The sequence below is a fragment of the Sulfitobacter sp. S190 genome (assembly GCF_025141935.1).
Lineage (GTDB): Bacteria > Pseudomonadota > Alphaproteobacteria > Rhodobacterales > Rhodobacteraceae > Sulfitobacter.
Window position 1 is genome coordinate 1,759,989 of sequence record NZ_CP081120.1, and the last position, 24,411, is coordinate 1,784,399.

Genomic DNA, 24,411 nt, shown 5'->3' on the forward strand with positions numbered 1-24,411 from the left:
CTCCCGGTCAGGCGATGCCCAGCTTTGCGTTCCGCGCATCACGCAAGCGCGCAAAATCATCGCCCGCGTGGTAGCTTGACCGCGTGAGCGGTGTGGCCGACACCATCAGGAAGCCCTTGCCATAGGCCGCTTTTTCATAGGCTGCGAATTCATCGGGATGTACGAAACGATCGACGCGGTGGTGTTTGGGTGTGGGTTGCAGGTACTGTCCGATGGTCAGGAAATCGATATCGGCGGCGCGCATGTCATCCATGACCTGCACTACAGATTGGCGATCTTCGCCAAGCCCGACCATGATGCCGGATTTGGTGAACATCGACGGATCCAGTTCCTTGACCCGCTGAAGCAGACGCAAGCTATGGAAGTAGCGCGCACCCGGGCGGACTTCGGGGTACAGACCCGGCACGGTTTCGAGGTTGTGATTGAATACGTCTGGTCGTGCTTCGACAACCTTTTCAAGCGCTTCGGGGCCACATTTGATAAAGTCGGGCGTCAGAATCTCGATCGTGGTCTCAGGGCTGCGGTGCCGGATGGCACGGATGGTTTGGGCAAAATGCTCTGCTCCGCCGTCTTCGACGTCATCGCGGTCGACGCTGGTAATGACCACGTGGTTGAGGCCGAGTTTTTGCACTGCGTCAGCCACCCGACCCGGCTCAAAGGCATCGAGCGCTTCGGGGGGCTTGCCGGTCGCAATGTTGCAGAACGTGCAGGCGCGCGTGCAGACTTCCCCCATGATCATCATGGTCGCGTGCCCCTGACTCCAGCACTCGCCGACATTCGGGCAGCCGGCTTCCTCGCAGACAGTGACCAGTTTGTTGTCGCGCATGATCTTGGCGGTTTCGGCGTATCCCTTGCCGCCCGGTGCCTTGACCCGAATCCACGTAGGCTTTTTGGGCTGCGGATTGTCGGGCCTGCGGGCTTTTTCCGGGTGCCGCTGGTCGGGGATTTTCAGATCACGCATCAGCATACCTCTTGCGGTCAAAATAGCTTGGCTGCTGCCATACTTAGCCCCCTTGGCGTGCAAGGGAAACCCCGCGCGGCGCAATGCCGCCATGCGTATATGTGTGAAAAAAACCGGCACAGCCGGGAGGAAGCTGTGCCGGTCAAAGCCGGAATCTCGGTCGGTCAGCGGCGTCAGCCGATCATTTGCCCCGACTGGTCCTGGCAATCTTCATAATGTTTCTGCAGTCGGATAAGGCCGATCCGCAGCACGATCTTGCCCGATCGCGCCGACCATCCCAGCCGTTTTTCCGTTGTTTCGAGCCCTTCCAGATAACAACAGCAGCGCATGACGACGTCGGCGAGCCCCTCGCCCAGATCCTCGATTGCGGCACTTACACGCCGGCGCGCATCCAGCGCGGCGGCAGGCCCCGAAGTATCAACCGGCGTGCAATCGACACCCGCCAGAAGCATACGGTCCCAGTTCTGGCCCATCTTGGGACCCATCTGCGACAGTTCAAAATCTTCGCGCAGCCGTTCGCCCGCGTGGACCTGTGCCTCGGTCAGAAACAGCCGCCCGTCCTTGTCCCGGCGCCGTGCGAGGGCCGCCAGCGGGCTTTCGGCCATCGTGTATCGCACGCGGCGCGGGCTTGGCTTTTTCGCCGCTCCCATGAATTGCGCGGGTGCTTCGGAAAGGCCGGGGGGCACGTTTGCATGCGCGCTTTCGGTTTTGGCCATGATATCGGTGAGCGCGGCACGCCCGGCTGTCGTAATCCGGTAGCGCGTGATCTTGCCGCTGGTTTCCGCATGAATCCACGCCTTTAGCGCTAACGCCTCCGCGATGTGGCGATCCACGACACCGGTGCGGGTGGTCTCTCCCTGCGGCATGCTGCGGACGATCACGGCCTTTTCCATGTTCAGCGCAACGGCGAGCACGGCCCCCTTTTCACATAATCGACGCAGAACGCGGCTGGCTTCGGCCGTTAACGTATCGCTGTCGGGCGGATCGATCTGTTTGTCATCTCCACTGCTCATGGCGCGACCGTCCGCATCGTTGCCGGGGTCGGCATGTTCGAGTTTGCGGAGCGCACCGTCGACCAGAGGATCGTCGCGCATCGTTTCAATCCGGCGCACCTGACGCAGGATGGTAGACGCGTGGCAGCCCTGCGTTCTGGCAAGCTCCCGGATCGGCGTGCCGCCATCGGTGTGCAACAGATAGTTTTGCACCGGCGTCGGCACCCATTCAGGCCATTCGTCTTCCAACGATCCTTGAGAGGATCGATATAGTCCATTCTCAAAACCATTTACCATAGCCCCCATTTCCAGGTGTCCCTTCCCAGATTTCCAACACTCCCCCGAGATACAACCCTCACGGGAATTAGTTACCTATTTGTTAAAATTAACGACTGCACCAACTATTGTTTCCAAAATCTAAACAGTGGTGAATGCAGCGAACGGCCTTTGCAAAATAGGCGCAACACCCGTCTATTGGGGTGATTATCGACCATGTTGAATTCGTGAAACAGCCACCGCGCTGTTGCAAATATGAGGACCTGACATGCAAGATATTCATACGATGCTGGCCGAAATGCACCGTCCACGCCTGTTGATGCGGGCCGCCCGAATCGGCGCGCAGGACTACAGACGGACGGCCCACCTGCCCCGGTTGCTGGGATATGGCGTGCTGCCGCGGCCGGCTGCGGCATTAATGAAACTGATTGGAATTGAAGCGCAGCTGGAAACAGAGCGCGCGGAGGGTGACGCCAGCTATAGCCTGACGCGTCATGTCGATGTGCTGATCGCGATTGTTGGTGAAGCGCGCGACCTGCGCCATGCACAGGCCGCGTCTCACGTCGTGGTCCCGCTCAGGTAAAGCTGTCGGGCTCCGCAGCCTTGCGCTCTGCCACGAATGCGTTCAGCGCATCCAGAGTGGCGGGTTCCATCGCCGGTTGCTGGTAATCGTTGAGCATTTTCTCGACACGCAGGCTGGCGAGCGCCTGGGTGTCGCGCCCACCTTCGTCTTCCCACGTCTCGAATGGTTTGTAGTCGAGCAGATCGGATTTCCAGAACGCCTCTTTGAAATTGGCCTGCGTGTGGGCACAGCCCAGATAATGCCCGCCCGGCCCGACTTCGCGAATGGCATCCATCGCCTGCGCGTTCTCGTCCACTTCGACGCCGCGTGCCAGGTGATGCAGGGTGCCAAGTTGGTCCGCGTCCATCACGAACTTTTCGAACGAAGACACCAGTCCACCTTCCAGCCAGCCACAGCTGTGCAGCATGAAGTTCACACCGGCCAGTAGGCCCATGTTCAGACTATTTGCCGTTTCGTAAGCTGCCTGCGCATCCGGCAGCTTCGACCCGCAGAAGGAACCGGCTGAACGGTATGGCAGGTTGAGGCGGCGCGCCAATTGGCCCGCCCCGTATGTAATATGGCTCGCCTCGGGCGTTCCAAAAGTCGGTGCGCCCGAATTCATGTCAATCGATGTCACAAAAGCGCCCATGATCACCGGTGCGCCGGGGCGGATCAGCTGGCTGTATGCGATGCCAGCCAAGGCTTCGGCCAGAACTTGCGTCAACGTGCCGGCAATGGACACAGGCGCCATCGCGCCGCCGACGATAAAGGGCGAAATGATGCAGGCCTGATTGTTTTGCGCATACACCTCGAGCGCGCCCATCATCACATCGTCGAATGTCATCGGCGAGTTGATGTTGATGAGCGATGTCATCACGGTGTTTTCCTGCACGAACTCCTTGCCGAACAGAATTCCTGCCATGTCTACAGAATCCTGTGCGCGGCTCGGCTCGGTCACCGATCCCATGAAGGGCTTGTCGCTGAGCGTCATATGCGCGTGCAGCATATCGAGGTGGCGTTTGTTTACGGCCACGTCGGTCGGCTCACAAACAGTGCCGCCAGAATGGTGCAGCCATTTCGACATGTAGCCCAGCTTCACGAACTTGCGGAAATCGTCCATCGTGGCGTAGCGACGGCCGCCTGCGACGTCGCGGACGAATGGCGGGCCATAGACCGGCGCGAGCACCAGGTTGTTGCCGCCGATCTCAACATTGCGGAGCGGATTGCGGGCGTGCTGGGTGAATTGGGCCGGGGCCGTTTCGCACAATTTGCGCGCCAGACCACGCGGAATGCGTACCCGCTCGCCTTGCACATCTGCCCCGGCTTCGCGCCAGCGATCGAGGGCTTTGGGGTTGTCGAGAAAGTTCACGCCAACCTCTTCGAGAATGGTCTCGGCGTTTGTTTCGATGATCTGCAGAGCTTCTTCGGTCAGCACCTCGAAATTCGGGATATTCCGTTCGATGAATTTGGCAGTGTCGAATGAAACTGCGCTGCGGGCGGCGCGACGTGCGGCCCCGCCGCCACCGCGGGCGCGTCGTGCTGGTTGCGACATGGTATTTCCCCTCAAGATGCGTCTCTGGCCAGACAGATACCGCCACGTGCCGTTCGTCCGCCCGCTTTTTGCGCCCTCGGAGAGAGAAAAACGACATTCGCCCTTTGGTGTGTCCCATGGGTGCTTGCCTCATGTCAGGTGGCGGCATAATGAGTGCGCATGACAGATCAATCCCATGACCGCCTTCTCATCATCGACTTCGGCAGCCAGGTCACACAGCTGATTGCCCGGCGCTTGCGCGAGTTGAATGTGTATTGTGAAATCCATCCGTTCAACAATGTTGACGATGCCTTTCTGGCCAGCTTCGCGCCCAAAGCCGTCATTCTTTCGGGCGGGCCCGCGTCTGTGATTGACGAAGGATCGCCGCGCCCGCCACACAAGGTGTTCGATCTCAATGTACCGGTACTGGGTATCTGTTACGGCCAGCAGGTCATGATGGAAGTGCTCGGCGGCAAAGTGGAACGGGGCCATGGCACCGCGGAATTCGGTCGCGCCTATGTCACGCCGACCGACACGCGGCTGGAGCTGCTGCAGGGCTGGTTCGCCACCGAGCGGGAGCAGGTCTGGATGAGCCACGGCGATCACGTCAGCAAGATCGCGCCCGGTTTCGAGGTTTTCGGCACCTCGCCAAACGCGCCTTTCGCCATCACCGGCGATACCGAGCGCAATTTCTACGCCGTCCAGTTCCACCCCGAAGTGCATCACACTCCCAACGGGCTAAAGCTCTACGAAAACTTCGTCCGCATGGCCGGTTTCAAGGGCGACTGGACCATGGGCGCCTACCGCGAGGAAGCGATTGCCAAGATCCGCGAGCAGGTCGGCGACAAGAAGGTCATCTGCGGGCTGTCCGGTGGTGTCGATTCTTCCGTCGCGGCCGCATTGCTGCACGGAGCGATCGGTGACCAGCTCACTTGCGTTTTTGTCGACCACGGCCTTTTGCGCAAGAACGAAGCCGAGGAAGTCGTGGAGATGTTTCGCGACAACATGAACCTGCATGTCATCCATGCAGACGAAGCCGAATTGTTTCTGGGCGAGCTTGAGGGCCAATCCGACCCCGAGACCAAGCGCAAGATCATTGGGCGGCTCTTTATCGACGTGTTCCAGAAATACGCAAAAGAGATCGAAGGCGCGGATTTTCTCGCTCAAGGAACGCTCTACCCTGACGTGATCGAATCGGTCAGCTTTTCGGGTGGTCCTTCGGTGACCATCAAATCGCACCATAATGTCGGTGGCCTTCCCGAAAAGATGGGTCTGAAGCTCGTCGAGCCGCTGCGCGAGCTTTTCAAGGACGAGGTGCGCGTTCTGGGACGCGAACTGGGTCTGCCGCCCAGCTTTATCGGTCGTCATCCCTTTCCCGGTCCGGGTCTTGCGATCCGCTGCCCCGGCGAGATTACCCGCGCCAAGCTTGATATCTTGCGCGAAGCGGATGCGGTTTATATCGACCAGATCCGCAAGCACGGGCTTTATGACGATATCTGGCAGGCCTTCGTCGCGATCCTACCCGTGCGCACCGTCGGGGTGATGGGCGACGGCCGCACATATGACTATGCCTGTGCGCTGAGGGCGGTGACCTCTGTCGATGGTATGACGGCGGATTACTATCCGTTCAGCCATGAATTCCTCGGTGAAACGGCGACGCGCATCATCAACGAGGTCCCGGGCATCAACCGCGTGACCTATGACATCACGTCCAAACCACCCGGAACAATCGAGTGGGAATAGTGGCGCAGACCTAGACATGACCAACACTTTGAAGGCTGCCATGTGGATGACAGGCGCAATTGCGTCGTTTTCTTCTATGGCGGTCGCGGGCCGTGAATTGGGCGGTGACTACGACACGTTCGAGATCATGTTGTACCGGTCTGTTGTGGGCGTCGTGATCGTGGTGTCACTGATTACGCTGTCGGGGGGGTGGTCACGGGTTGGCCGGACCCAGATCGGCACCCATTTTCTGCGCAATCTGGCCCATTTCACCGGTCAGAACCTGTGGTTCTTTGCGGTAACGCTGATTCCGCTGGCGCAGGTTTTTGCGCTCGAGTTCACAACACCCCTCTGGGTTATCGTGCTGGCGCCGCTTGTGCTGGGCGAGCGGTTGACCCGGATGCGGGCCGTTGCGGGAGCGATGGGGTTTGTGGGTATCCTCATCGTGGCGCGCCCCGACCCCTCAAATCTGAACCTCGGCATCCTGACGGCGGCGGCCTCCGCTATTTTCTTTGCCTTCACGATCATGATGACCAAGCAGCTGACCAAGGGCAATTCGATCGCAACAATCCTTTTCTACCTGACCACGTTCCAACTGGCCTTCGGTCTTGTTGCGGCGGGGTATGATGGCGATATCGCCCTGCCCTCCGCACAGGCATGGCCCCTGCTCGGGTTGGTGGGTCTGGCCGGTCTGCTGGCACATTACTGCCTGACCAATGCACTGGCGATCGCACCCGCGACTGTTGTTGTCCCGCTTGATTTCGCCCGGTTGCCGGTGATCGCGGTTGTGGGGATGCTTCTTTATTCAGAACCGCTCGATCTGCTTGTTTTTGTAGGTGCGGCGGTGATTTTTGCCGGAAACTACCTCAACATCTGGTCCGAGACCCGAAAACCGGTGTCGCCTTAATACACTTTTTGCGAAAATCAATAACGTTACCCAGCGTTATTCTTGCATGCGCAACCGACCGCTTGCTTATTTGCTGACATTCAGCAGGCGGGAGGATCTGGGCCTGCGCGAAAAACGGGGACGGAAAATGACATCTACATTCAAAGCACGTGCCGCCTATCTCGGCACCGTGTGTGCAGCGTCGCTCTTCACGGTAACGGCCGCTTCGGCCGCGGGGCTTGACCGCTCCGGTCAGTCCGTGTCGTCGATCTTTAACGAGTCCGGCACAGTGAGCTTCACTTTTGCACATATCAATCCAAGCGTCACAGGCGAAGACGCCTTTGGCAACAGCTATGACGTCGGTCGCAGCTATGGCCAGACTTCGCTGGGCTATACGCAAAGCATCCAGGACGGTTTTGACCTCAGCGTCATCATTGATCAGCCTTACGGCGCGGACGTCAGCTATAACAACAGCCCGCTGACCAGCGCGCTGGGTGGCACCGGTGCCGATCTCGACAGCGAAGCGATCAGCGTCATCGGTCGCTACCGCTTCAACGAACGCGTCAGCGTTTTCGGTGGCATCAAGGCACAGCGGGTTGAATCCACCGTCGATCTGAACGGTCAGGCCTACGCAAGTGCGATCGGCACCGCCGGTGTCGCACGCGGTTTCAACGCCGGTTTGCCCGCCGGTGCACCAGCGCTGAGCACGACAGTCCTTGGCGGCGCGTTGCAGGGTAACACGGACGCCATCACGGCGATCGAAACGACCTATGGCGCGGGCACGACTGCGGCGCTTGGCGCACAGGTCAGCGGCGCGATTGACGGCTTCAACGCAACCGACGGCTACTCGTTCAAGGCAGATGCCGACACGCAACCGGGCTGGCTGATCGGGGCCGCGTATGAGATCCCCGAGATCGCGTTCCGCTTTGTTGCGACGTATCACGCGGAAATCGACCACGATGCGACCACAACAGAAAGCCTGCTGGGCAATGTCGTGGAAAGCGATGTCGAGTTCAAAACGCCACAATCGCTGAACCTCGAGCTGCAAACCGGCATCGCCGCCGATACGCTGCTGCTGGCCAGCTACCGCTGGACGGACAATTCCGAAATCGACGTTGTGCCGACTGTCCTTGGCAGCGATCTGGTCAACATTGACGACGGTCACCGCTTTACTCTGGGTGTCGGCCGCCGCTTTACCGAGCAGTGGTCCGGTTCGGTCGTGGCCTCTTTCGAGCCCAAGGGCGACGATGATCTGGTATCCCCGCTTGGCCCGACCAACGGTCTGTTCGGTCTGTCGCTTGGCGGTCGCTATGTTCAGGATAACATGACTGTCTCTGGTGGTGTGAACTACTCCTGGCTGGGCGATGCGTCCCCCGAAGTGGGTGGTCAAGGCGTTGCACGTTTTGAAGACAACCACTCGGTCGCGCTCGGCCTTCAGGTGAACTTCACGTTCTAAAGACCGCAAAATCCAGATAAAAGGCCCGTTTGACTTTTCAGGCGGGCCTTTTTGTTTTTACGCAAGAAACCGGATCGCCCTGTGACAATCGGGCTGATACGTCTTGGACATGACCGACAAGCGCGAACGCACCATTTCAATGACAGCTTGGCTTCTGCTGCTTTTGCTGGCCTTGATCTGGGGAGGATCGTTTCTGTCGATCCGTATCGCACTTGACGAAATACCACCCCTCTGGACGGTTGTGCACCGCGTGCTTTGGGCGGCCTTGGTCTTATGGGTTGCCGTGTGGTGGACGGGCGCGGCCCTCCCCAGGGGCAAACGTGTCTGGATCGGATTTGCCGGGATGGGTCTGCTCAACAATGTTATACCGTTCTCGCTCATGGCGTGGGGGCAGCTTTTCATTCCCACGGGTCTGACTTCGATCCTGAACGCCGCAACCGCTATTTTCGGTGTTGTCGTCGCGGCCGTGTTGCTGGCCGATGAGCGGCTGAGCGGTCGGAAAGCGCTTGGCGTCTTGCTCGGTTTCGCTGGAGTTGCCACCGCAATAGGGCTCCGCAATCTGTTGTCCTTCGATGTCACGTCACTGGCCCAGATCGCAGTGCTGGCGGGCACCCTGTCCTATGCGTTTGCCGGTGTTTGGGCGCGTCATTATTTGTCCGGACTCACCCCACAGGTCGCGGCTGCGGGTATGCTTACGGCCTCAAGTGTCGTTATGGTGCCGTTGGCAATGGCCGTCGAAGGGCCGCCCGATACCGACCTCGCCCTGCGTACGATCGGCGCGGTGGCCTACTACAGCCTTGTCGCGACTGCGGCGGCCTATCTGATCTACTACCGTGTTCTTGCACTGGCAGGCAGTGGCAATCTGTTGCTGGTCACACTTCTGATCGCGCCCGTCGCGATTGTTCTTGGGGCGGTGGTGCTTGGTGAAAGTCTTGCTCCGCAAGCCTATGGCGGATTTGCCCTGTTGGCGCTGGGGTTGATCGTGATCGACGGCCGGTTGATTGACCGGCTCCATTCGGGCCGCTAACACAAGTCCCAACGCAATCAGGAGCCCGATATCATGCTTTATCCCGACGCGGACAGCTGGCGCGCTGCCCCTCGTAAATCAGTGCTGTTCTTTGGCATGTCGGGCTTGGGTAAAACACATGTGTCCAAGATGCTCGTGCAGGGCGGTGACTGGTTTCACTACTCCATCGATTACCGCATCGGCACTGCCGGCATGTACCCGCATATCAAGGATAACCTGATCGCCGAGGCGATGAAGCAACCCTTTCTTGCGCAGATGCTGCGGGCCGACGCAATCTATCTCGAACCGAATGTCCACGATCACGATCTGGGTGCGGTCAGCGCCTATCTTGGCAAGCCCGGCGATCCCGGTCGCGGAGGGCTCGAGATGTCGGAATATACCCGTCGGCAGGCGCTGTTCAGAGACGCAGAGATTGCAGCACTCGTTGACACAGGACACTTCATGCAGCGTGCGCGCGAGCTTTATGGATACCCCCACTTCATTTGCGACACAGGCGGGTCTGTATGTGAGTGGATCGATCCCGAAAATGCGCAGGATCCTCTACTCGTCACGCTCAAAGAACAGTGTCTGCTGGTCTGGATCAAAGGGACCGATGCGCACACCGAAGAGCTGGTACGCCGCTTTGATCGCGCACCCAAGCCCATGGCCTACCAACCTGCATTCCTCGAGAAGGTCTGGGCGGATTATCTCGCGTTGCATGAGTGCGCCCCCGATGCGGTTGATCCCGATGCCTTTGTCCGCTGGGCGTATGCGCAGGCACTGGCACATCGCCAGCCCCGCTATGAAGCGATGGCCCGTCACGGCATCACGGTCACAGCCGAGGAAATCGGCGCCCTGTCGGGGCCTGAAGGGTTTGACGATATGATCGCCGCCAAGCTCTGAGTGGTAGACACGCGCTTGTGACGCATCGCTCCTCTTGAGCCGCACGCCCGCGCGCTTTATCTGTCTGTTTCCCGTACCGAAGACCAAGGCCACCCCATGCCCATAAAGATACCCGCCGCCCTGCCAGCCTACGACGTGCTCACGCGCGAGGGCGTAAGCGTGATGGACGAGGATCAGGCCGCGCGTCAGGATATCCGTCCCCTCAGGATTGCCCTGCTGAACCTGATGCCAAAGAAAATTCAGACAGAGAACCAGTTCGCCCGCCTGATCGGTGCCACGCCTTTGCAGATCGAACTGACACTCTTGCGGATGTCGGATCACCAGACCCGCAATACGGCAGCAGAGCATATGGAAAGCTTCTACCGGCCGGTTTCTGATGTCTGGAACGAGAAATTCGACGGTCTGATCATCACGGGTGCCCCGATCGAACATCTGCCGTTCGATGACGTCGACTATTACGCCGAACTGCGTCAGGTGATGGACTGGACCCAGACCAACGTCCAATCCACGTTTGGCGTCTGCTGGGGTGGGATGGCGATGATCAATCACTTCCACGGCGTCAAAAAGCATATGCTGGACGCCAAGGCATTCGGGTGTTTCCGTCACCAGAACCTTGCACCCGCCTCGCCCTATCTGAACGGGTTTTCGGACGACTGTGTGATCCCGGTGTCGCGGTGGACCGAAATACGGCAAGATGAAGTAGACGCGGCAGAGGGTCTGAAAACGCTGCTGGGCAGCGAAGAAGTAGGGCCCTGCCTGATCGAGGATCCCGCGCACCGCGCACTTTATATCTTCAATCACTTTGAATACGACCGCGACACGCTAAAACAAGAATATGACCGCGATATCGCTGCGGGCACGCCGATCAATGTGCCTGCGAATTATTACACAAACGATGATCCCGCCTTGCCACCCGTGAACCGCTGGCGCAGCCATGCGCATCTTCTCTACGGCAACTGGGTTCAGGAAATCTATCAGTCCACGCCCTATGACATTGAAAAAATCGGTTCGTAACTTGCTTGTCGTCGTCGCCATTGTTCTGACGCTGGTCGTGGTCATCCAGTGGCGCGCCGGTGCACGCGAAGCGCAGGCGAACGCGGCCTACCCGGCCCAAGGGCGGATCATCGATGTTGACGGGGTGCCCGTGCACGTCCTGACACAGGGCTCCGGTCCTGATCTGGTGCTGATCCACGGGGCCAGCGGCAACCTGCGGGACTTTACGATCGATTTCGCGGACCGCTTGTCGGACCGCTACCGTGTCATCATGTTTGACCGCCCGGGTCTGGGCTGGTCCGGCAGGCCATCAGATACGAAGGGCGCATGGAACGGCGCGTCGGAAACCCCGCTCGAACAAGCAGCCCTGTTGCAAGGCGCGGCCGATGCGATCGGCGTCGAAAGCCCCGTGGTGCTGGGTCACAGCTTCGGGGGTGCCGTTGCCCTGGGGTGGGCGCTTAACCGCCCCGAAGAAACGGCCGCACTTGTGATGGTATCGGCCGTTTCGAACCCATGGCCGGGAAAACTGGGTTGGTACTATACTGTGAATGGCACGTCATGGGGGGGCGCGTTGGTCGTTCCTCCGATTGTCGCCTTTGCCCCCCAAAGCGCGGTCAACAGCAGCATCGAGAGCATATTCGAGCCACAACCTGCGCCGGAAGGCTACGCGACTGACGTGGGCGCAGAGCTGACGCTCCGGCGCGCCACACTTCGGGCAAACACGCAACAGGTGAACCAGTTGCGCCCGCATATTGTGGACATGTCAAAACGGTATGCGGATCTCACCCTTCCGACAGAGATCGTACATGGCGACGCAGACACCATTGTGCCGCTCGAAATCCACTCCGATCCGCTCTCGCGGCAACTGCCAGCAGCGGCGCTGACCATTCTGCCGGGCATCGGCCATATGCCCCACCATGTGGCCGCGGATGCGGTGATCGAAGCCATCGACCGTGCGGCGGCGCGTGCGGGTTTGCGTTAATCCCCTTAACATCGCATATTGGCGGTGAAATCATCAACTTGGAGCCCGCGATGACCCTGCCCTTTGATGGTGCGATCAGTGCCTTTTACGAAGATACCGTGCCTCAGGATATTCGGGGCGCAATCGCCAATGGCGACAAGAATGACATCCTGTCCGACAGCTATCCGCATGAAACGCGGATGGGAAAAAAGAAATACGAGCGCGAAATGGAAGCCCTGCAGATCGAGCTGGTCAAACTGCAGGCGTGGGTGCGCGACAGCGGCACCCGGATTGCGATGGTGTTCGAGGGCCGGGACGGCGCGGGCAAAGGCGGCACGATCGGGCGGTTCCGCATGAACCTCAACCCCCGCGCAGCGCGCGTTGTCGCCCTGTCAAAACCGTCGGACGCCGAGCGCAGCCAATGGTATTTTCAGCGCTATATCAAGCACCTGCCTGCCGCGGGCGACATGGTTTTCTTTGACCGAAGCTGGTACAACCGGGGCGTCGTCGAACCGGTATTCGGTTTTTGCACACCCGAAGAAAACGCCCAGTTCTTCGCGCAGGTAAAACCGTTCGAGCGGATGCTCGTTGACGACGACATCCATCTTTTCAAATTCTGGCTCAATGTAGGGCGCGCCGAACAGCTGCGCCGGATGCTGGCCCGCGAAGCGGATCCGCTCAAGCAGTGGAAACTGAGCGGGATTGACGTGAAGGGTTTGCACAAATGGGACGCCTATACGGATGCCATCCGTGATACCTTGACCCGCAGCCATACCGAACACGCGCCCTGGACGATTGTGCGCTCCGATGACAAGCGGCGTGCACGGCTCAACGCGATACGCCATGTGCTGCACCGCTTCGATTATGACCGAAAGGACGCGGGCGCCATCGGTGAGGTTGACGAAGCCGTGTGCGGCGGGCCTGATATCTGGGATGCCTAAACGCGGCTATCACCACGGTAATCTGCGACAGGCGCTTGTTGACGCAGCACTTGCGTTGATCGAACAGAAAGGCCCTACCGGCTTCACCCTGTCTGAAGCAGCCAAGCAGGCGGGCGTGACACCTGCTGCAGTATATCGGCATTTCGAGGGTCGCGACGACTTGATCGCCGAAGCGGCGTTACAGGGCTACGACATCTTCGCGGACCTGATGGAGCACGCCTATCAATCCGGACAGCCCTCGGCACTGGCGGCGTTCGAAGCCACGGGGCGTGCCTATCTTGCTTTTGCGCGCCGCTATCCCGGCCACTACATCGCCATGTTCGAAAGTGGCATTTCGATCAATCGCTCTGCGGCCTTGGCAACGGTTGCAAACCGCGCAAACGGTGTGCTTGAAAAGGCGGCGACGGATCTGAGCCAGCATATTCCCGCGGAAAAACGGCCGCCGGCATCGATGTTTTCTGCCCATATCTGGGCCATGAGCCACGGCGTGGTCGAGCTGTTTGCGCGCAACTCGCCCGGTCGTGCATCGCCCTTCCCGCCCGAAGATCTTTTGGAATCCGGGATCGGTATCTATTTGCGCGGGCTCGGATTGATCGCGCCTGACGACTGAACAGAACCTTAGCCTGTCTGGTCCGCCAAACTGCGTGTCAGCGGCGTTATCTTTTCACCGGTATGCAGGGTGCTGGGCGGTTCGATCAAGACCACCCGGCATTCCGCGTCAGCGACCGGATTATGCGGCGTCCCCTTGGGGACGACATGAATGTCGCCGGGACCAAGGTGCACATCACCGTCCTCATATTGCATACGCAAATGTCCGGCCACGATCAGGAACATCTCATCGGCGTCATCGTGTTGATGCCAGACGAACTCCCCCTCTAGCTTGGCGACTTTGATCAGGTGGTTGTTGACCTGACCCACGACCTTCGGAGACCAATGCGCGTCAAGCGCTATATCCGCGGGGCGTATGACGGATTTGCCGGTTTCGCTCATCGTTGGCTCCGATTTTGTGACGGTGTGCAAATCACCCTAGGACAAACGAAAAGGCCGCACCAGATGATGCGGCCTTTGCAAAAACTGTAGGGCAGATTAACGCTTGGAGAACTGGAAGCTCTTACGCGCTTTGGCCTTACCGTATTTCTTACGCTCAACCACACGGCTGTCGCGGGTCAGGAAGCCTGCCGCTTTCAGCGCGCCGCGCAGCGAGGGATCGTAGAGCTGCAGAGCTTTGGAGATGCCATGCTTGACCGCACCGGCCTGTCCGGACAGACCGCCACCTTTGACGGTCGCATAGACGTCAAACTGACCTTCGGTGTTGGTGATCGAAAATGGCTGTGCCAGGATCATCTGCAGAACGGGACGGGCAAAATACGTGTTCTGTTCTTTGCCATTCACGGTTACCTTGCCGGAGCCGGGCTTGATCCAGACGCGCGCAATGGCGTCCTTACGCTTGCCGGTGGCATAGGAACGGCCCAGGTCGTCGCGCTGTGGCTCACGGTGGATCGTTTCGACCGCTGGTGTGCCCTGAACGCCGCCGATATCTTCGGTCACGACTTCTTTGAGATCGTCGAGTGTTTTGATTTCGTCAGCCATGCTCATGCACTCCGAGTGTTTTTGCTGTTCATGGATTTCACATCCAGAACTTCCGGCGCTTGCGCCTCATGTGGGTGGTCACCACCGGCGTATACACGCAGGTTGGTCATGATCTGGCGGCTCAGGCGGTTGCCGGGGAGCATACGCTTGACGGCTTGCGTGACAACGCGCTCGGGGTGGGCACCCTCGAGGATCTGGGCCTTGGTGCGCGATTTGATGCCGCCGGGGTGACCGGTGTGCCAGTAGAAGTTTTCTTCGCGCTTCTTGCCGGTCATCTGGATTTTCTCGGCATTGATCACGATGACATTGTCACCGCAATCCATGTGAGGCGTAAAAGAGGGCTTGTGCTTGCCCCGAAGACGTGTGGCTACGATCGACGCCAGACGGCCCAGCACGACGCCTTCGGCGTCAATGATGATCCATTTCTTGTCGATGTCTGCCGGTGTTGCAGAAAAGGTTTTCATGGACGAATTCCCGTTATCGAGTGGACGGGGACCAGCCCCGATGTGATGAGCGGGTTATATAGAAGCGGAATTGCGCGTCAAGCGGATCAACTCCGGTTAAATTGTTTGATAACAGTGGCTTAAAAATAAGGTATAATAATACCCCATCAATTTGCGCCGTTCAGCTCCGCCAAAGCTCGCAAATCACACGCCGATCTCTTCGGGCGGGTCGTCGAGCAAATCGCGCAGCCGTTCCATGGCCGCCTCGAAGCTGCGCAGCGACACACCGGCATTCACCGCAATACGCACCGCGTGAGGCGCATTTGCGTGACGGGCGGCGAACTCCTCGGCTGCACGCACGCGCACGCCGCGCACTTCCGCTTCCGAGCAGAACTTGCCCGCCCGCCAGCCGTCGGGGAGGTTGAGCCAAAAAAATGGCACATCCTCTCGCCAATGCAGATCGTATCGCCCCAGAATGTTGACCGCCGTCTTTACGTATGTGCTGACGCCGTTGCGACATCCGGCCATCACGTCGTCAATCTGCGGGTGATGCAGCAAAGCGGCCGTCAGATCTGTCATCGGTGTGGCCAGTCCGAAAAAGCCGTGCTCGGCTACACGTTGCAAGGCCGATGTCCGGTCACGCGGGCCAATGGCACAGCCCACCCGCAGCGCTGGCGTAATCGATTTGGACAATGACGTCAGATACCAGCCGCGCTCGGGCGCCAATTGGCGATAGCCCTCTGCCTCCGATTGCCCCATCCGGTAGCAATCGTCCTCGACAATCTGCAGATCGTGGCGCCGTGCCACCTCTACCAATTCGAGGCGACGTTCGAGGGGCGTGAAACCACAGGTGGGGCTGTGTACCTCTGGAGAGGTGCACAGGATCTGCGCCTCTGCATGGCGCTCGGCGAGCGTGGCGAGCGCGTCGGGTATGATTCCGTCGGCATCCATCGCAACAGGAACAACATCCGCGCGCAGTGCTTCGGCGGCGCGACGGAACCCCGGATAAGCCAGATCTTCGACGAAAATGACAGGCCGCCTGCCCTTCAGTATCGTTTGAAAAATCAGCATGATCGCGTTTTGCCCGCCGTGCGACAGCACGATGTCACGCTCTTCGATCGGACCGATCGGTGTGCCACGCAGGAACCGCACCATGCCGGTGCGCGCCTCCTTTGCGCCACGCCGTGACGGGTAATGCATCACGCCAGACGGCGGTTCGGTTCCGATATCGACCAGAAGCTTCTTGATGAGCTGTGATTGGCCCGCATTCGGCAGATGGGGCGAAAACAGGTTCACGGTATCGGTATCGCCGCCGGTCTTGTGAACGACGGAGTCGATCTCTATCAGGTTCAGCGGCTTTTCGGGAATGCGTTCGTCCGCCACAAATGTGCCTCGCCCGACCTCCGCTTCCAGCACGCCTTCATCGGTAAGAATTGTATAGGCCCGCGCGACAGTGCCTGGCGTCATCCCGAGTTTCCATCCCAGGTCGCGCACCGGAGGCAGCTTGTCACCGCTGAGCAGGACGCCCTCGTCAATGCCTTTCCGGATCGCTGCAACCACCGACTTGTACTTTGGCTTCAACATCGGATCGACGTCCGGCGACCAAATTGTATCCATTACAATATTTCCGTAGCTTGGCTCAAATTTGTATTGTACCCATTTTGTATGGCGCAGATGCCATATTGTGTCAATACAATTATTGGAAGGAGCTTTCCCATGACACACGCAGCGACCCACACGACCGATGCCCTCGCGGTTTTGAACGCACAGCGGACCCTTCCGCTGGTTGCGGTCATCAGTGTCAAGTTCGCGGCCTGCGTGACAAAATGGGCCACGCGCCGCCGTACGCGCCTTGCACTCGCACAGCTGGAGTACTGGCAGATGGCGGACGTGGGATTGACACCTGAAGACGCAATTACAGAGGCGTCCAAGGTGTTCTGGCGGGCGTAACTTCCCCGTGGCGTACGCCAGACCTCTTCACTTGGGCAGGGTTCATCCCCTGCCCTTTTTTGGTACAATTAGCATTGTACCCTTTTAGGTTTTGACGGGCGGGATGGCATAGGTCAGCGTGGCCTGCGCGACCGGCGCACTTGACCCTTCACTGAACAACAGGACGTGTGACACCGACAACTGCCGGCCCAGTTTCAGCAATTTCGCCTGCGCGATCAGATCCACCCCTGCTGCCGGTTTGCGCATGAAGTCGATCGAACAGTTTGTCGTCACCGCGAGCGCCTGTGGCCCGATCATCGCAAGCGTCACGAGATAGGCCGCAACATCTGCCAGTGCGAACATCGAAGGGCCGGACACCGTCCCGCCGGGGCGCAGGTGTTTGTGCTGCGTGCACAGACGCATGGTGATTTCGTGGGGCGCCACATGATCGATGGCGAAATCGTCGGCCACCTGCTGGAAAACGTCGCGCATAAACAGCGTCAATGCGTCGGCATCCATCAAGATTTCTTCGGATTGTGCCATAACTTGTCCTTCATGTCCGGTTGGCTCTACAGTTGCCGCGAGCGAGGGAGACGCGCAAGATGGCAATTCTTGAAATAACGCAACGGGATGCGGTCACGCATTTGACAATGAACAGCCCCGAGCGGCTGAACGCCTTGTCGGACGAGATGCTGGCCGCGCTCGACACGGCATTGGAGGGTATTTCCAACGATGCCGTCTGTCGCGTCGTCACAATTTCGGGCGCGGGCAAGGCATTCTGCGCGGGTCACGACCTGCGGCAGATGCAAGCCATGCGGCAGGCCGAAGACGGGGGCGCCGCGCAGTTCGCGGACCTGTTCGACAGATGCACCAACGTGATGTTGAAGATTCAGAAGATGCCGCAGCCTGTCATTGCGCAGGTCCACGGCATCGCCACGGCAGCCGGTTGCCAGCTGGTCGCGACTTGCGACATGGCGGTCGCCGCGCACGGGACGCGCTTTGGGGTGAATGGCGTCAATATCGGGCTGTTCTGCTCGACCCCGATGGTCGCGCTGACACGGGCAATTGCCCCCAAAAAGGCATTTGAAATGCTCACGACGGGCGATTTCATCGACGCACAACAAGCCGAAACGCTTGGCCTGATCAATACGTCATGCGCGCCAGAAGAACTGGCCAGCGAGACCGCGGCATTGGCCGACCGGATCGCGGGTAAGCTGGGAGCCGCCGTGCGGATCGGTAAGCGCGCGTTTTATGAACAGATGCACCGCACGATGGCAGACGCCTATGCCTATACCGGCGACATCATGGTCGAAAACCTGTCCTACCGCGATACCGACGAAGGTATGCAAGCCTTTGTAGAAAAGCGGAAACCCGACTGGCAACAGTAACTGTTTCCAATTCCGGTATTCTGTTTTTCGCAACTCCGCCTAGGCCGTTTGTTAATCATGCGTTAATCCTGCTCACGGTTTCGTGAGGAGTGTATTGTGTTCACCATCCGCCCGCTGGCCTTCGGGTTCGCACTGGTCGCGGGGACGACCCACGCCGGTCCCCTGCCCCAACCCGCCACAGATAACGACTTTCACACGCACACTCCGGGCCTTGTTGAGCTTGGTCGTGATTTGTTTTTCGACCCCATCCTGTCTGGCAACAAGAATATTGCCTGTGCCACCTGCCATCACCCCACGCTCGGCACCGGGGATGCCATGTCCCTGTCGATCGGCGAAGGGGGTGCGGGTCTGGGCAGCAAACGTCTAGCCATCGCAGAAAATGCGCCAAAGTCACGGATTCCGCGCAATGCACCGGCGCTCTTCAATCTCGGCGCCCGTGAATTCAGCGTGATGTTTCATGACGGGCGTGTCGCAACGGACCGCACAGCCATGTTCGGGATCCGGATGCCCGAAAACCGGACTTTGGAACGGCCGGTGATGTCGGCGCTTGCCGCACAAAATATTTTGCCGATCCTGTCACCGGACGAAATGTCCGGCCATCCGGGCGAGAACCCGATTGCAGATGCGGTTGCGGACGAACGGATCATGGGGAGCGATGGTGCTTGGGCGCTGCTCGCCGCGCGGGTTGCAGACATTCCCGAATACGCGGACCGCTTTGGCGCGGAAGGTGTGTCGAACATCCACATTACGGACATCGGCACGGCTTTGTCCGCCTATATCGGGGCGGAGTTTCGCGCGACTGACAGCCCTTTCGACAGGTATCTGCGCGGGGACGACGCGCTTGACCAACAGCAGCTTGCGGGGATGGACCTGTTTTACGGCAAGGCGCGGTGCAGCACATGCCACGCGGGCACCTTCCAGACAGACCATGATTTCTACGCCATCGGGATGCCGCAGCTGGGTCCGGGCAAAAACGCGCATGCGGCCTATGCCGATACCGGCCACGGAATGGTATCTGGCAATGCCGACGACATGTACCGGTTCCGAACGCCGACGTTGCGGAACGTGACGATGACCGGCCCCTACGGTCACAACGGTGCCTATTCCGATCTTGAGGCGATGGTGCGTCATCACCTCAGTCCCGTCGCCTCACTCGCCGCATATGACCGGACGGCGGCGCGGCTGGCAGAAGGAATCGCTGCAAACGACTGGGATGCGATGGACGATTTCGATGAGGTCATGCGGATTGCCGAGGCGGTCGAAATACCGGACGTGGCGCTCGAAAAGGCTGAAATTGACCAAATTATGGCATTCCTGAACAGCCTGACCGACCCGATTGTGGGAAAAACGGGTCTTGGCGTGCCGCAATCGGTTCCGTCCGGATTACCACTTGATCTGGTATCTCCTCCCTCTTAGCGCGAAATATCCTAAGATTTGATGCGAATTGACCCTGTGGTGTTTCCACAGGGTTTTTTGTTTCCAGAATGGTGCAGGATTGTTGCCAAATCGGGTGTTGGCAAATCGGGCACGAATGTGGCACATATGGGGCAAGGCGTAAGCGCCTTGATGATTTTGGGTCGCCGTTCCGCGTGGAAGGTCCCTCCAGGTCAGACTCTCAACTGACCGATCTTGCCCAGCCACGGCGACCCCAAAAATCACCCTCTCCTGACAATCCGCCGCACAGGCAGCGTTTGTGCACTGTTGCACCGCCGTTTAACCGCGGGTATCTGGCGGGCATGGATAAAACATTGCACATCGTCGGCGGCGGAATGGCCGGATCGGAAGCGGCCTGGCAGGCTGCAAACGCAGGCATCGACGTGGTGATCCACGAAATGCGCCCAAAGGTGGAAACATTTGCCCATCAGACCGGACTGCTGGGGGAAATGGTGTGCTCCAATTCGTTTCGGTCGGACGACGATGAACAAAACGCCGTCGGGCTTTTGCATTGGGAAATGCGCGCGGCCAACGGGCTGATCATGCAGACAGCTGAAAAACACCGCTTGCCTGCGGGCGGTGCGTTGGCCGTCGACCGTGATCCGTTTGCGCAATCGGTGACGGACGCGCTTATGGCGCACCCCAATATCAGTGTTGACTATACAGAGATTACGGATCTGCCCACCGAAGGCACATGGATTGTCGCGACCGGCCCTTTGACATCCTCCGCACTTGGTCAGGCCATTGCGACCGAGACGGGTGCCGAAGCGCTGGCCTTTTTCGACGCAATTGCACCGATTGTGTACTTCGACAGCATCGACATGTCGAAGGCGTGGATGCAATCGCGCTATGACAAGGGCGAAACCGAGGAAGAACGCACGGCATACCTTAACTGCCCCATGACCAAAGACCAGTATGAGGCCTTCATCGACGCGCTTGCCGCCGCGGAGAAGACCGAGTTTCACGAAGGTGAAACGGCGGGCTATTTCGACGGGTGCCTGCCCATTGAAGTTATGGCCGAACGCGGCCGTGAGACACTGCGCTTTGGCCCGATGAAGCCGGTCGGACTGACAAATCCGCACGCACCTGACGACAAACCGTATGCGGTCGTCCAGCTGCGGCGGGACAACAAATTGGGAACGCTCTACAATATCGTCGGCTTCCAGACCAAAATGAAGTACGGCGCGCAAGCGTATGTTTTCAAACAGATTCCGGGTCTCGAAAACGCGCGGTTTGCACGATTGGGCGGTATCCACCGCAATACGTTCCTGAATTCCCCTACGCTTCTTGATGAACAGATGCGTCTGCGCTCCCGGCCGAACATACGTTTTGCAGGCCAGATCACGGGTGTTGAAGGCTATGTCGAATCGGCAGCGATGGGTTTGCTGGCCGGTCGCTTGGCCGCTGCCGAGCTTAATGGCGAAACGCTTGAGCCCCCTGCCCACACAACGGCGACCGGCGCGCTCATCACGCATATTTCGGGCGGTGCGGATGCGAAAACGTTTCAGCCGATGAACGTGAATTTTGGCCTTTTTCCCCCTGTTGAAGGTTTGAAAAGCGGGCGGCGCGGCCGCAAGGACCGCTACAAGGCCTATACAGATCGGGCAAAGGCCGATTGGCAGGATTGGCTGGCGGGTTGATCGCTGGACAAGGTGCCGGTGGCCGCTAAAATGGCGCTATGAGCGAGAAATTTCTGGAAACAGTGTATGCGGCACGTGACAGCGATGCCACACGCGCAATCTACGATAGCTGGTCGAGCACCTACGAAGATGAGGTCGCATCGCATGGGTACGCCACACCTGACCGCTGCGCCGCCGCCCTTGCGCAATTCGTCGACGATCTGACCGCGCCGATCCTCGATATGGGGTGTGGGACGGGTCTTGCGGGTGTCGCACTGCGCAACGCGGGATTTCTGACAATCGACGGTGTCGATCTATCCGCCGACATGCTGGAAATAGCCCGCAGCAAGGGCATCTACCGTAACCTAAAGGTGATTGATGCCGAGGCGCGATTGACACCCGGCGCATACACCGCAATCGCGGCAGTCGGCGTCATCGGCGCGGGTGCTGCACCGGCGACACTGCTCAGCGATATCATGCACGCGCTGCCCTCCGGCGGGAAAAGCGTGTTTTCATTCAATGACCATACATTGGCTGATCCGGGTTTTGAGGCTGCGGTGAACGAATGGGTCGATTGCGGTGCCGCCTGTCTGCTTTTTCGGGAATACGGCGACCACCTCCCCGGAATTGACATAAAGTCCAACGTCTACGTGCTTGAAAAGGCGTGACATTCGTTACGCGTTTTGCACCGTCTCCGACGGGGCCGCTGCATTTGGGGCACGCGTATTCTGCCCTGACCGCTTTTGATCTGGCATCCGCAGCCAACGGGGAGTTTTTTCTCCGAATCGAAGACATCGACCAGAGCCGAGCGCGTTCGAGCTGGGAGCAGCAGATATACGAGGACCTGCACTGGCTGGGCCTTCGCTGGCCAACGCCGGTGATGCGGCAATCGGACAGAATGGCGCGTTACGAAGACGTTTTGCGCGATCTCCATGCGCGCGGTCTGCTTTACGCATGCCATTGTTCACGCCGCGATATTGCGGCGGCGGCATCGGCTCCGCAGGAAGGGGCACCTCTGCTTGGTCCCGACGGGATTGTCTATCCGGGAACCTGCCGTGACACGCCGCACCTGCCATTCGACCCCTCTTCTGCCTATCGGCTCGATCTGGCGGCGGCTTTTGACCAGATATCGGATAATCTGTGCTTCGAGGAGGCTGACCATGGTCCGGACGGACAAATCGGCACAATCACCGTAACCCGCGCCGACATGTTGCGCGATATCGGAGACCCGGTGCTCGCAAGGCGCGATATGGGAACGTCGTACCACCTGTCGGTCGTGGTCGATGATGCCGATCAGGGGATCACCGATGTTGTCCGTGGGCGCGATTTGTTCGAGGCGACGGCAATTCACGTGGTGTTACAACGGCTGCTGGATCTGCCGACACCGCGCTATCATCACCATGATCTTGTCCGGGACCCTGCAGGCAAGCGGCTTGCAAAGCGGGACGACGCGCGGGCCATCGCATTGCTGCGTGACGAGGGAGCCAGCGCGGCTGACATCCGCAAGATGGTCGGGCTTTAGCTGCCGATCTTTTCACCGTCAGGCGTCACAGTCGTATAAAAGCAGCTCCGCCGACCGGTGTGGCACGCGGCGCCGATCTGCTCCACTTGCATCAACAGACAATCGCGATCGCAATCTACTCTGAGTTCCCGAAGCGTTTGGACATGGCCAGAGGTTGCACCCTTGGCCCAGAATTCCTGACGCGACCTGCTCCAATACGTCACCTGATTTGTGCGCAGCGTCTCCATCAGGCTTTGTTCGTTCATCCACGCCATCATGAGAACTTCGCCCGTCGCGTGATCCTGCGCGATCGCGGGGATAAGTCCGGCGTCATTGTATTTCAGTGTCTTGGGGTCAAACGACATGGCCTAAAGTCTCACTCAAAAGTTTTTTGCATCCGCGCCTGCGGGGGTTATGTAAGGGACAGGACGACAGAGGGAAAGACATGTCGAACGACAGCGATCTCATCAAGCTCTATTCATCGCGGATTCTTGCGCTAGCGGCGGATATTCCGCATCTCGGCCGATTGGACGACCCCGATGCGACAGTAAACCGTCGCTCGCCGCTGTGCGGGTCGAGCGTGACCGTGGATGTGCGCGTGGATGGCGACCGGCTGGCCGAAATGGGTCAGGACGTGAAGGCTTGCGCGTTGGGTCAGGCAGCCGCCGCCGTCACGGCCCAAGCAGCGGTCGGCGCCGATCTGGCCCAGCTGCAAAAAGGTCGGGACCAACTGCGCGCGATGCTCAAAGGTAAGGGCGATGTGCCTGACGCGCCCTTCGCCGGGTTCGAAGTGCTGACCCCCGCGGTCGAGTACAAGAACCGCCATGCGTCGATATTGCTGAGCATCGAGGCCCTGACCGAAGCGGTAGAGGCCGCGCAAACGGCCAAGGCCATTTAGAACCAAAATTCACATCGGGGAAAAAAAGACGCCGCACATTCCGTGAGGAATGGCGGCGTGAGGGAAGCGTTGCTCATGTGGGACCCGAGCGATTGGAGCGGGCGGGCAAGCCCTTTGGTGTCAAAGACAGGCAGAAACTGACACCGGCATCAATTTGGGACAGATGCGAAACCAATCAGCGGCATGAGAGCGCAGGCAGAAAATCAGACAAGACCGGGGAGATGCAAACCAACGACCAGCATCACAACGAGTGCGGCTGCACCGGCAGCATCCTGCAGCAACGTATCGTGGGACCGCGTTGCGACAGACTTGAGCGTTTGGAAAAAGGTCATTGGTGTCTCCCGTTCTCTTGTTGCCCCTTTGTTCTCATATGATTAACGGCAGGTAAAGAACTTTTTAAGAACATTTGTGAACTTTTT

General features: G+C 59.1%; 27 protein-coding genes. 17 read left to right on the top strand and 10 right to left on the bottom strand.

Annotation, left to right across the window (positions count from 1 at the left end):
• Positions 1-7: 7 nt before the first annotated feature.
• Together lipA and K3756_RS08920 are read right to left on the bottom strand one after the other, a co-directional pair.
• Positions 8-961 carry a lipoyl synthase gene (lipA, locus tag K3756_RS08915; protein ID WP_259986776.1) on the bottom strand — a complete coding sequence of 318 codons (954 nt, stop codon included), beginning with the start codon at positions 959-961 and terminating at the stop codon, positions 8-10.
• Between the two features lie 173 nt (positions 962-1,134).
• On the bottom strand, positions 1,135-2,202 hold the full coding sequence (locus K3756_RS08920; RefSeq protein WP_259986778.1) for a DUF6456 domain-containing protein: 1,068 nt from the start codon (positions 2,200-2,202) through the stop codon (positions 1,135-1,137).
• A 295-nt stretch (positions 2,203-2,497) separates the two neighbouring features.
• Here K3756_RS08920 and K3756_RS08925 point away from each other — a divergent pair, with 295 nt between their 5' ends.
• Positions 2,498-2,812, top strand: coding sequence for a DUF6477 family protein (locus K3756_RS08925; RefSeq protein WP_259986779.1), 315 nt, complete (start codon positions 2,498-2,500; stop codon positions 2,810-2,812).
• Here K3756_RS08925 and K3756_RS08930 read toward each other — a convergent pair.
• Positions 2,805-4,343 carry a trimethylamine methyltransferase family protein gene (locus K3756_RS08930; protein ID WP_259986780.1) on the bottom strand — a complete coding sequence of 513 codons (1,539 nt, stop codon included), beginning with the start codon at positions 4,341-4,343 and terminating at the stop codon, positions 2,805-2,807. The genes K3756_RS08925 and K3756_RS08930 overlap by 8 nt on opposite strands.
• 159 nt (positions 4,344-4,502) lie before the next feature.
• On the opposite strand from K3756_RS08930, the gene guaA reads away from it, so the two are divergent.
• The 9 genes from guaA (at position 4,503) to K3756_RS08975 (ending at position 13,800) form a co-directional block, all read left to right on the top strand.
• Positions 4,503-6,065 carry a glutamine-hydrolyzing GMP synthase gene (gene guaA, locus K3756_RS08935; RefSeq protein ID WP_259986781.1) on the top strand — a complete coding sequence of 521 codons (1,563 nt, stop codon included), beginning with the start codon at positions 4,503-4,505 and terminating at the stop codon, positions 6,063-6,065.
• 16 nt (positions 6,066-6,081) lie between these two features.
• On the top strand, positions 6,082-6,951 hold the full coding sequence (locus tag K3756_RS08940) for a DMT family transporter (protein ID WP_259986782.1): 870 nt from the start codon (positions 6,082-6,084) through the stop codon (positions 6,949-6,951).
• Between the two features lie 127 nt (positions 6,952-7,078).
• Complete coding sequence (locus K3756_RS08945; RefSeq protein WP_259986783.1) at positions 7,079-8,386, top strand: hypothetical protein; 1,308 nt, start codon at positions 7,079-7,081, stop codon at positions 8,384-8,386.
• 139 nt (positions 8,387-8,525) lie between these two features.
• Positions 8,526-9,413, top strand: a complete 888-nt coding sequence (locus tag K3756_RS08950) for a DMT family transporter (RefSeq protein ID WP_259986784.1) — start codon at positions 8,526-8,528, stop codon at positions 9,411-9,413.
• A gap of 33 nt (positions 9,414-9,446) precedes the next feature.
• Positions 9,447-10,295 carry an ATPase gene (locus K3756_RS08955; protein WP_259986785.1) on the top strand — a complete coding sequence of 283 codons (849 nt, stop codon included), beginning with the start codon at positions 9,447-9,449 and terminating at the stop codon, positions 10,293-10,295.
• A gap of 96 nt (positions 10,296-10,391) precedes the next feature.
• Positions 10,392-11,309, top strand: a complete 918-nt coding sequence (gene metA / locus K3756_RS08960; protein ID WP_259986786.1) for a homoserine O-succinyltransferase — start codon at positions 10,392-10,394, stop codon at positions 11,307-11,309.
• A complete protein-coding gene (locus K3756_RS08965; protein WP_259986788.1) occupies positions 11,284-12,270 on the top strand; it encodes an alpha/beta fold hydrolase in 987 nt (328 codons plus the stop codon). The genes metA and K3756_RS08965 overlap by 26 nt, the downstream gene beginning before the upstream one ends.
• Before the next feature lie 50 nt (positions 12,271-12,320).
• Positions 12,321-13,190 (top strand): polyphosphate kinase 2, encoded by an 870-nt coding sequence (gene ppk2, locus K3756_RS08970; protein WP_259986789.1) that lies wholly within the window; start codon positions 12,321-12,323, stop codon positions 13,188-13,190.
• The gene (locus tag K3756_RS08975; RefSeq protein ID WP_259986790.1) at positions 13,183-13,800 is read left to right on the top strand and encodes a TetR/AcrR family transcriptional regulator; all 618 of its coding nucleotides are present in this window, start codon (positions 13,183-13,185) and stop codon (positions 13,798-13,800) included. Before ppk2 ends, K3756_RS08975 begins: the two co-directional genes overlap by 8 nt.
• 8 nt (positions 13,801-13,808) lie before the next feature.
• Here K3756_RS08975 and K3756_RS08980 read toward each other — a convergent pair whose 3' ends face one another.
• From K3756_RS08980 to K3756_RS08995, 4 genes are all read right to left on the bottom strand, one after another.
• Positions 13,809-14,180, bottom strand: a complete 372-nt coding sequence (locus tag K3756_RS08980) for a cupin domain-containing protein (RefSeq protein WP_259986791.1) — start codon at positions 14,178-14,180, stop codon at positions 13,809-13,811.
• Between the two features lie 96 nt (positions 14,181-14,276).
• Positions 14,277-14,780, bottom strand: coding sequence for a 30S ribosomal protein S9 (gene rpsI / locus K3756_RS08985; RefSeq protein WP_259986792.1), 504 nt, complete (start codon positions 14,778-14,780; stop codon positions 14,277-14,279).
• A gap of 2 nt (positions 14,781-14,782) precedes the next feature.
• Complete coding sequence (gene rplM / locus K3756_RS08990; protein WP_259986793.1) at positions 14,783-15,244, bottom strand: 50S ribosomal protein L13; 462 nt, start codon at positions 15,242-15,244, stop codon at positions 14,783-14,785.
• 183 nt (positions 15,245-15,427) lie between these two features.
• The gene (locus K3756_RS08995; RefSeq protein ID WP_259986794.1) at positions 15,428-16,840 is read right to left on the bottom strand and encodes a PLP-dependent aminotransferase family protein; all 1,413 of its coding nucleotides are present in this window, start codon (positions 16,838-16,840) and stop codon (positions 15,428-15,430) included.
• A gap of 99 nt (positions 16,841-16,939) precedes the next feature.
• Between K3756_RS08995 and K3756_RS09000 the strand changes: the two genes are divergently transcribed.
• Positions 16,940-17,173, top strand: a complete 234-nt coding sequence (locus K3756_RS09000; RefSeq protein WP_259986795.1) for a DUF1127 domain-containing protein — start codon at positions 16,940-16,942, stop codon at positions 17,171-17,173.
• An 84-nt stretch (positions 17,174-17,257) separates the two neighbouring features.
• Here K3756_RS09000 and K3756_RS09005 read toward each other — a convergent pair whose 3' ends face one another.
• Entirely contained in the window at positions 17,258-17,695 is a 438-nt protein-coding gene (locus K3756_RS09005; protein WP_259986798.1) for a PaaI family thioesterase, read from the bottom strand.
• Between the two features lie 32 nt (positions 17,696-17,727).
• Here K3756_RS09005 and K3756_RS09010 point away from each other — a divergent pair, with 32 nt between their 5' ends.
• The 5 genes from K3756_RS09010 (at position 17,728) to gluQRS (ending at position 23,115) form a co-directional block, all read left to right on the top strand.
• Positions 17,728-18,540: an enoyl-CoA hydratase gene (locus K3756_RS09010; protein WP_259986801.1), complete on the top strand. Its 813-nt coding sequence runs from the start codon at positions 17,728-17,730 to the stop codon at positions 18,538-18,540.
• A gap of 96 nt (positions 18,541-18,636) precedes the next feature.
• Positions 18,637-19,956, top strand: coding sequence for a cytochrome-c peroxidase (locus K3756_RS09015; protein WP_259986803.1), 1,320 nt, complete (start codon positions 18,637-18,639; stop codon positions 19,954-19,956).
• 320 nt (positions 19,957-20,276) lie between these two features.
• On the top strand, positions 20,277-21,614 hold the full coding sequence (gene trmFO, locus K3756_RS09020) for a methylenetetrahydrofolate--tRNA-(uracil(54)-C(5))-methyltransferase (FADH(2)-oxidizing) TrmFO (protein WP_259986805.1): 1,338 nt from the start codon (positions 20,277-20,279) through the stop codon (positions 21,612-21,614).
• Positions 21,615-21,652: 38 nt separating this feature from the next.
• Entirely contained in the window at positions 21,653-22,261 is a 609-nt protein-coding gene (locus tag K3756_RS09025; protein WP_259986807.1) for a class I SAM-dependent methyltransferase, read from the top strand.
• A complete protein-coding gene (gluQRS, locus tag K3756_RS09030) occupies positions 22,258-23,115 on the top strand; it encodes a tRNA glutamyl-Q(34) synthetase GluQRS (protein ID WP_259986808.1) in 858 nt (285 codons plus the stop codon). Before K3756_RS09025 ends, gluQRS begins: the two co-directional genes overlap by 4 nt.
• Here gluQRS and hisI read toward each other — a convergent pair.
• Entirely contained in the window at positions 23,112-23,459 is a 348-nt protein-coding gene (gene hisI, locus K3756_RS09035; RefSeq protein WP_259986809.1) for a phosphoribosyl-AMP cyclohydrolase, read from the bottom strand. The genes gluQRS and hisI overlap by 4 nt on opposite strands.
• Before the next feature lie 80 nt (positions 23,460-23,539).
• Here hisI and K3756_RS09040 point away from each other — a divergent pair, with 80 nt between their 5' ends.
• The gene (locus K3756_RS09040; RefSeq protein WP_259986810.1) at positions 23,540-23,992 is read left to right on the top strand and encodes an iron-sulfur cluster assembly scaffold protein; all 453 of its coding nucleotides are present in this window, start codon (positions 23,540-23,542) and stop codon (positions 23,990-23,992) included.
• A gap of 203 nt (positions 23,993-24,195) precedes the next feature.
• On the opposite strand, the gene K3756_RS09045 is transcribed toward K3756_RS09040, so the two are convergent.
• On the bottom strand, positions 24,196-24,324 hold the full coding sequence (locus K3756_RS09045) for a hypothetical protein (RefSeq protein ID WP_259986811.1): 129 nt from the start codon (positions 24,322-24,324) through the stop codon (positions 24,196-24,198).
• Positions 24,325-24,411 lie beyond the last annotated feature (87 nt).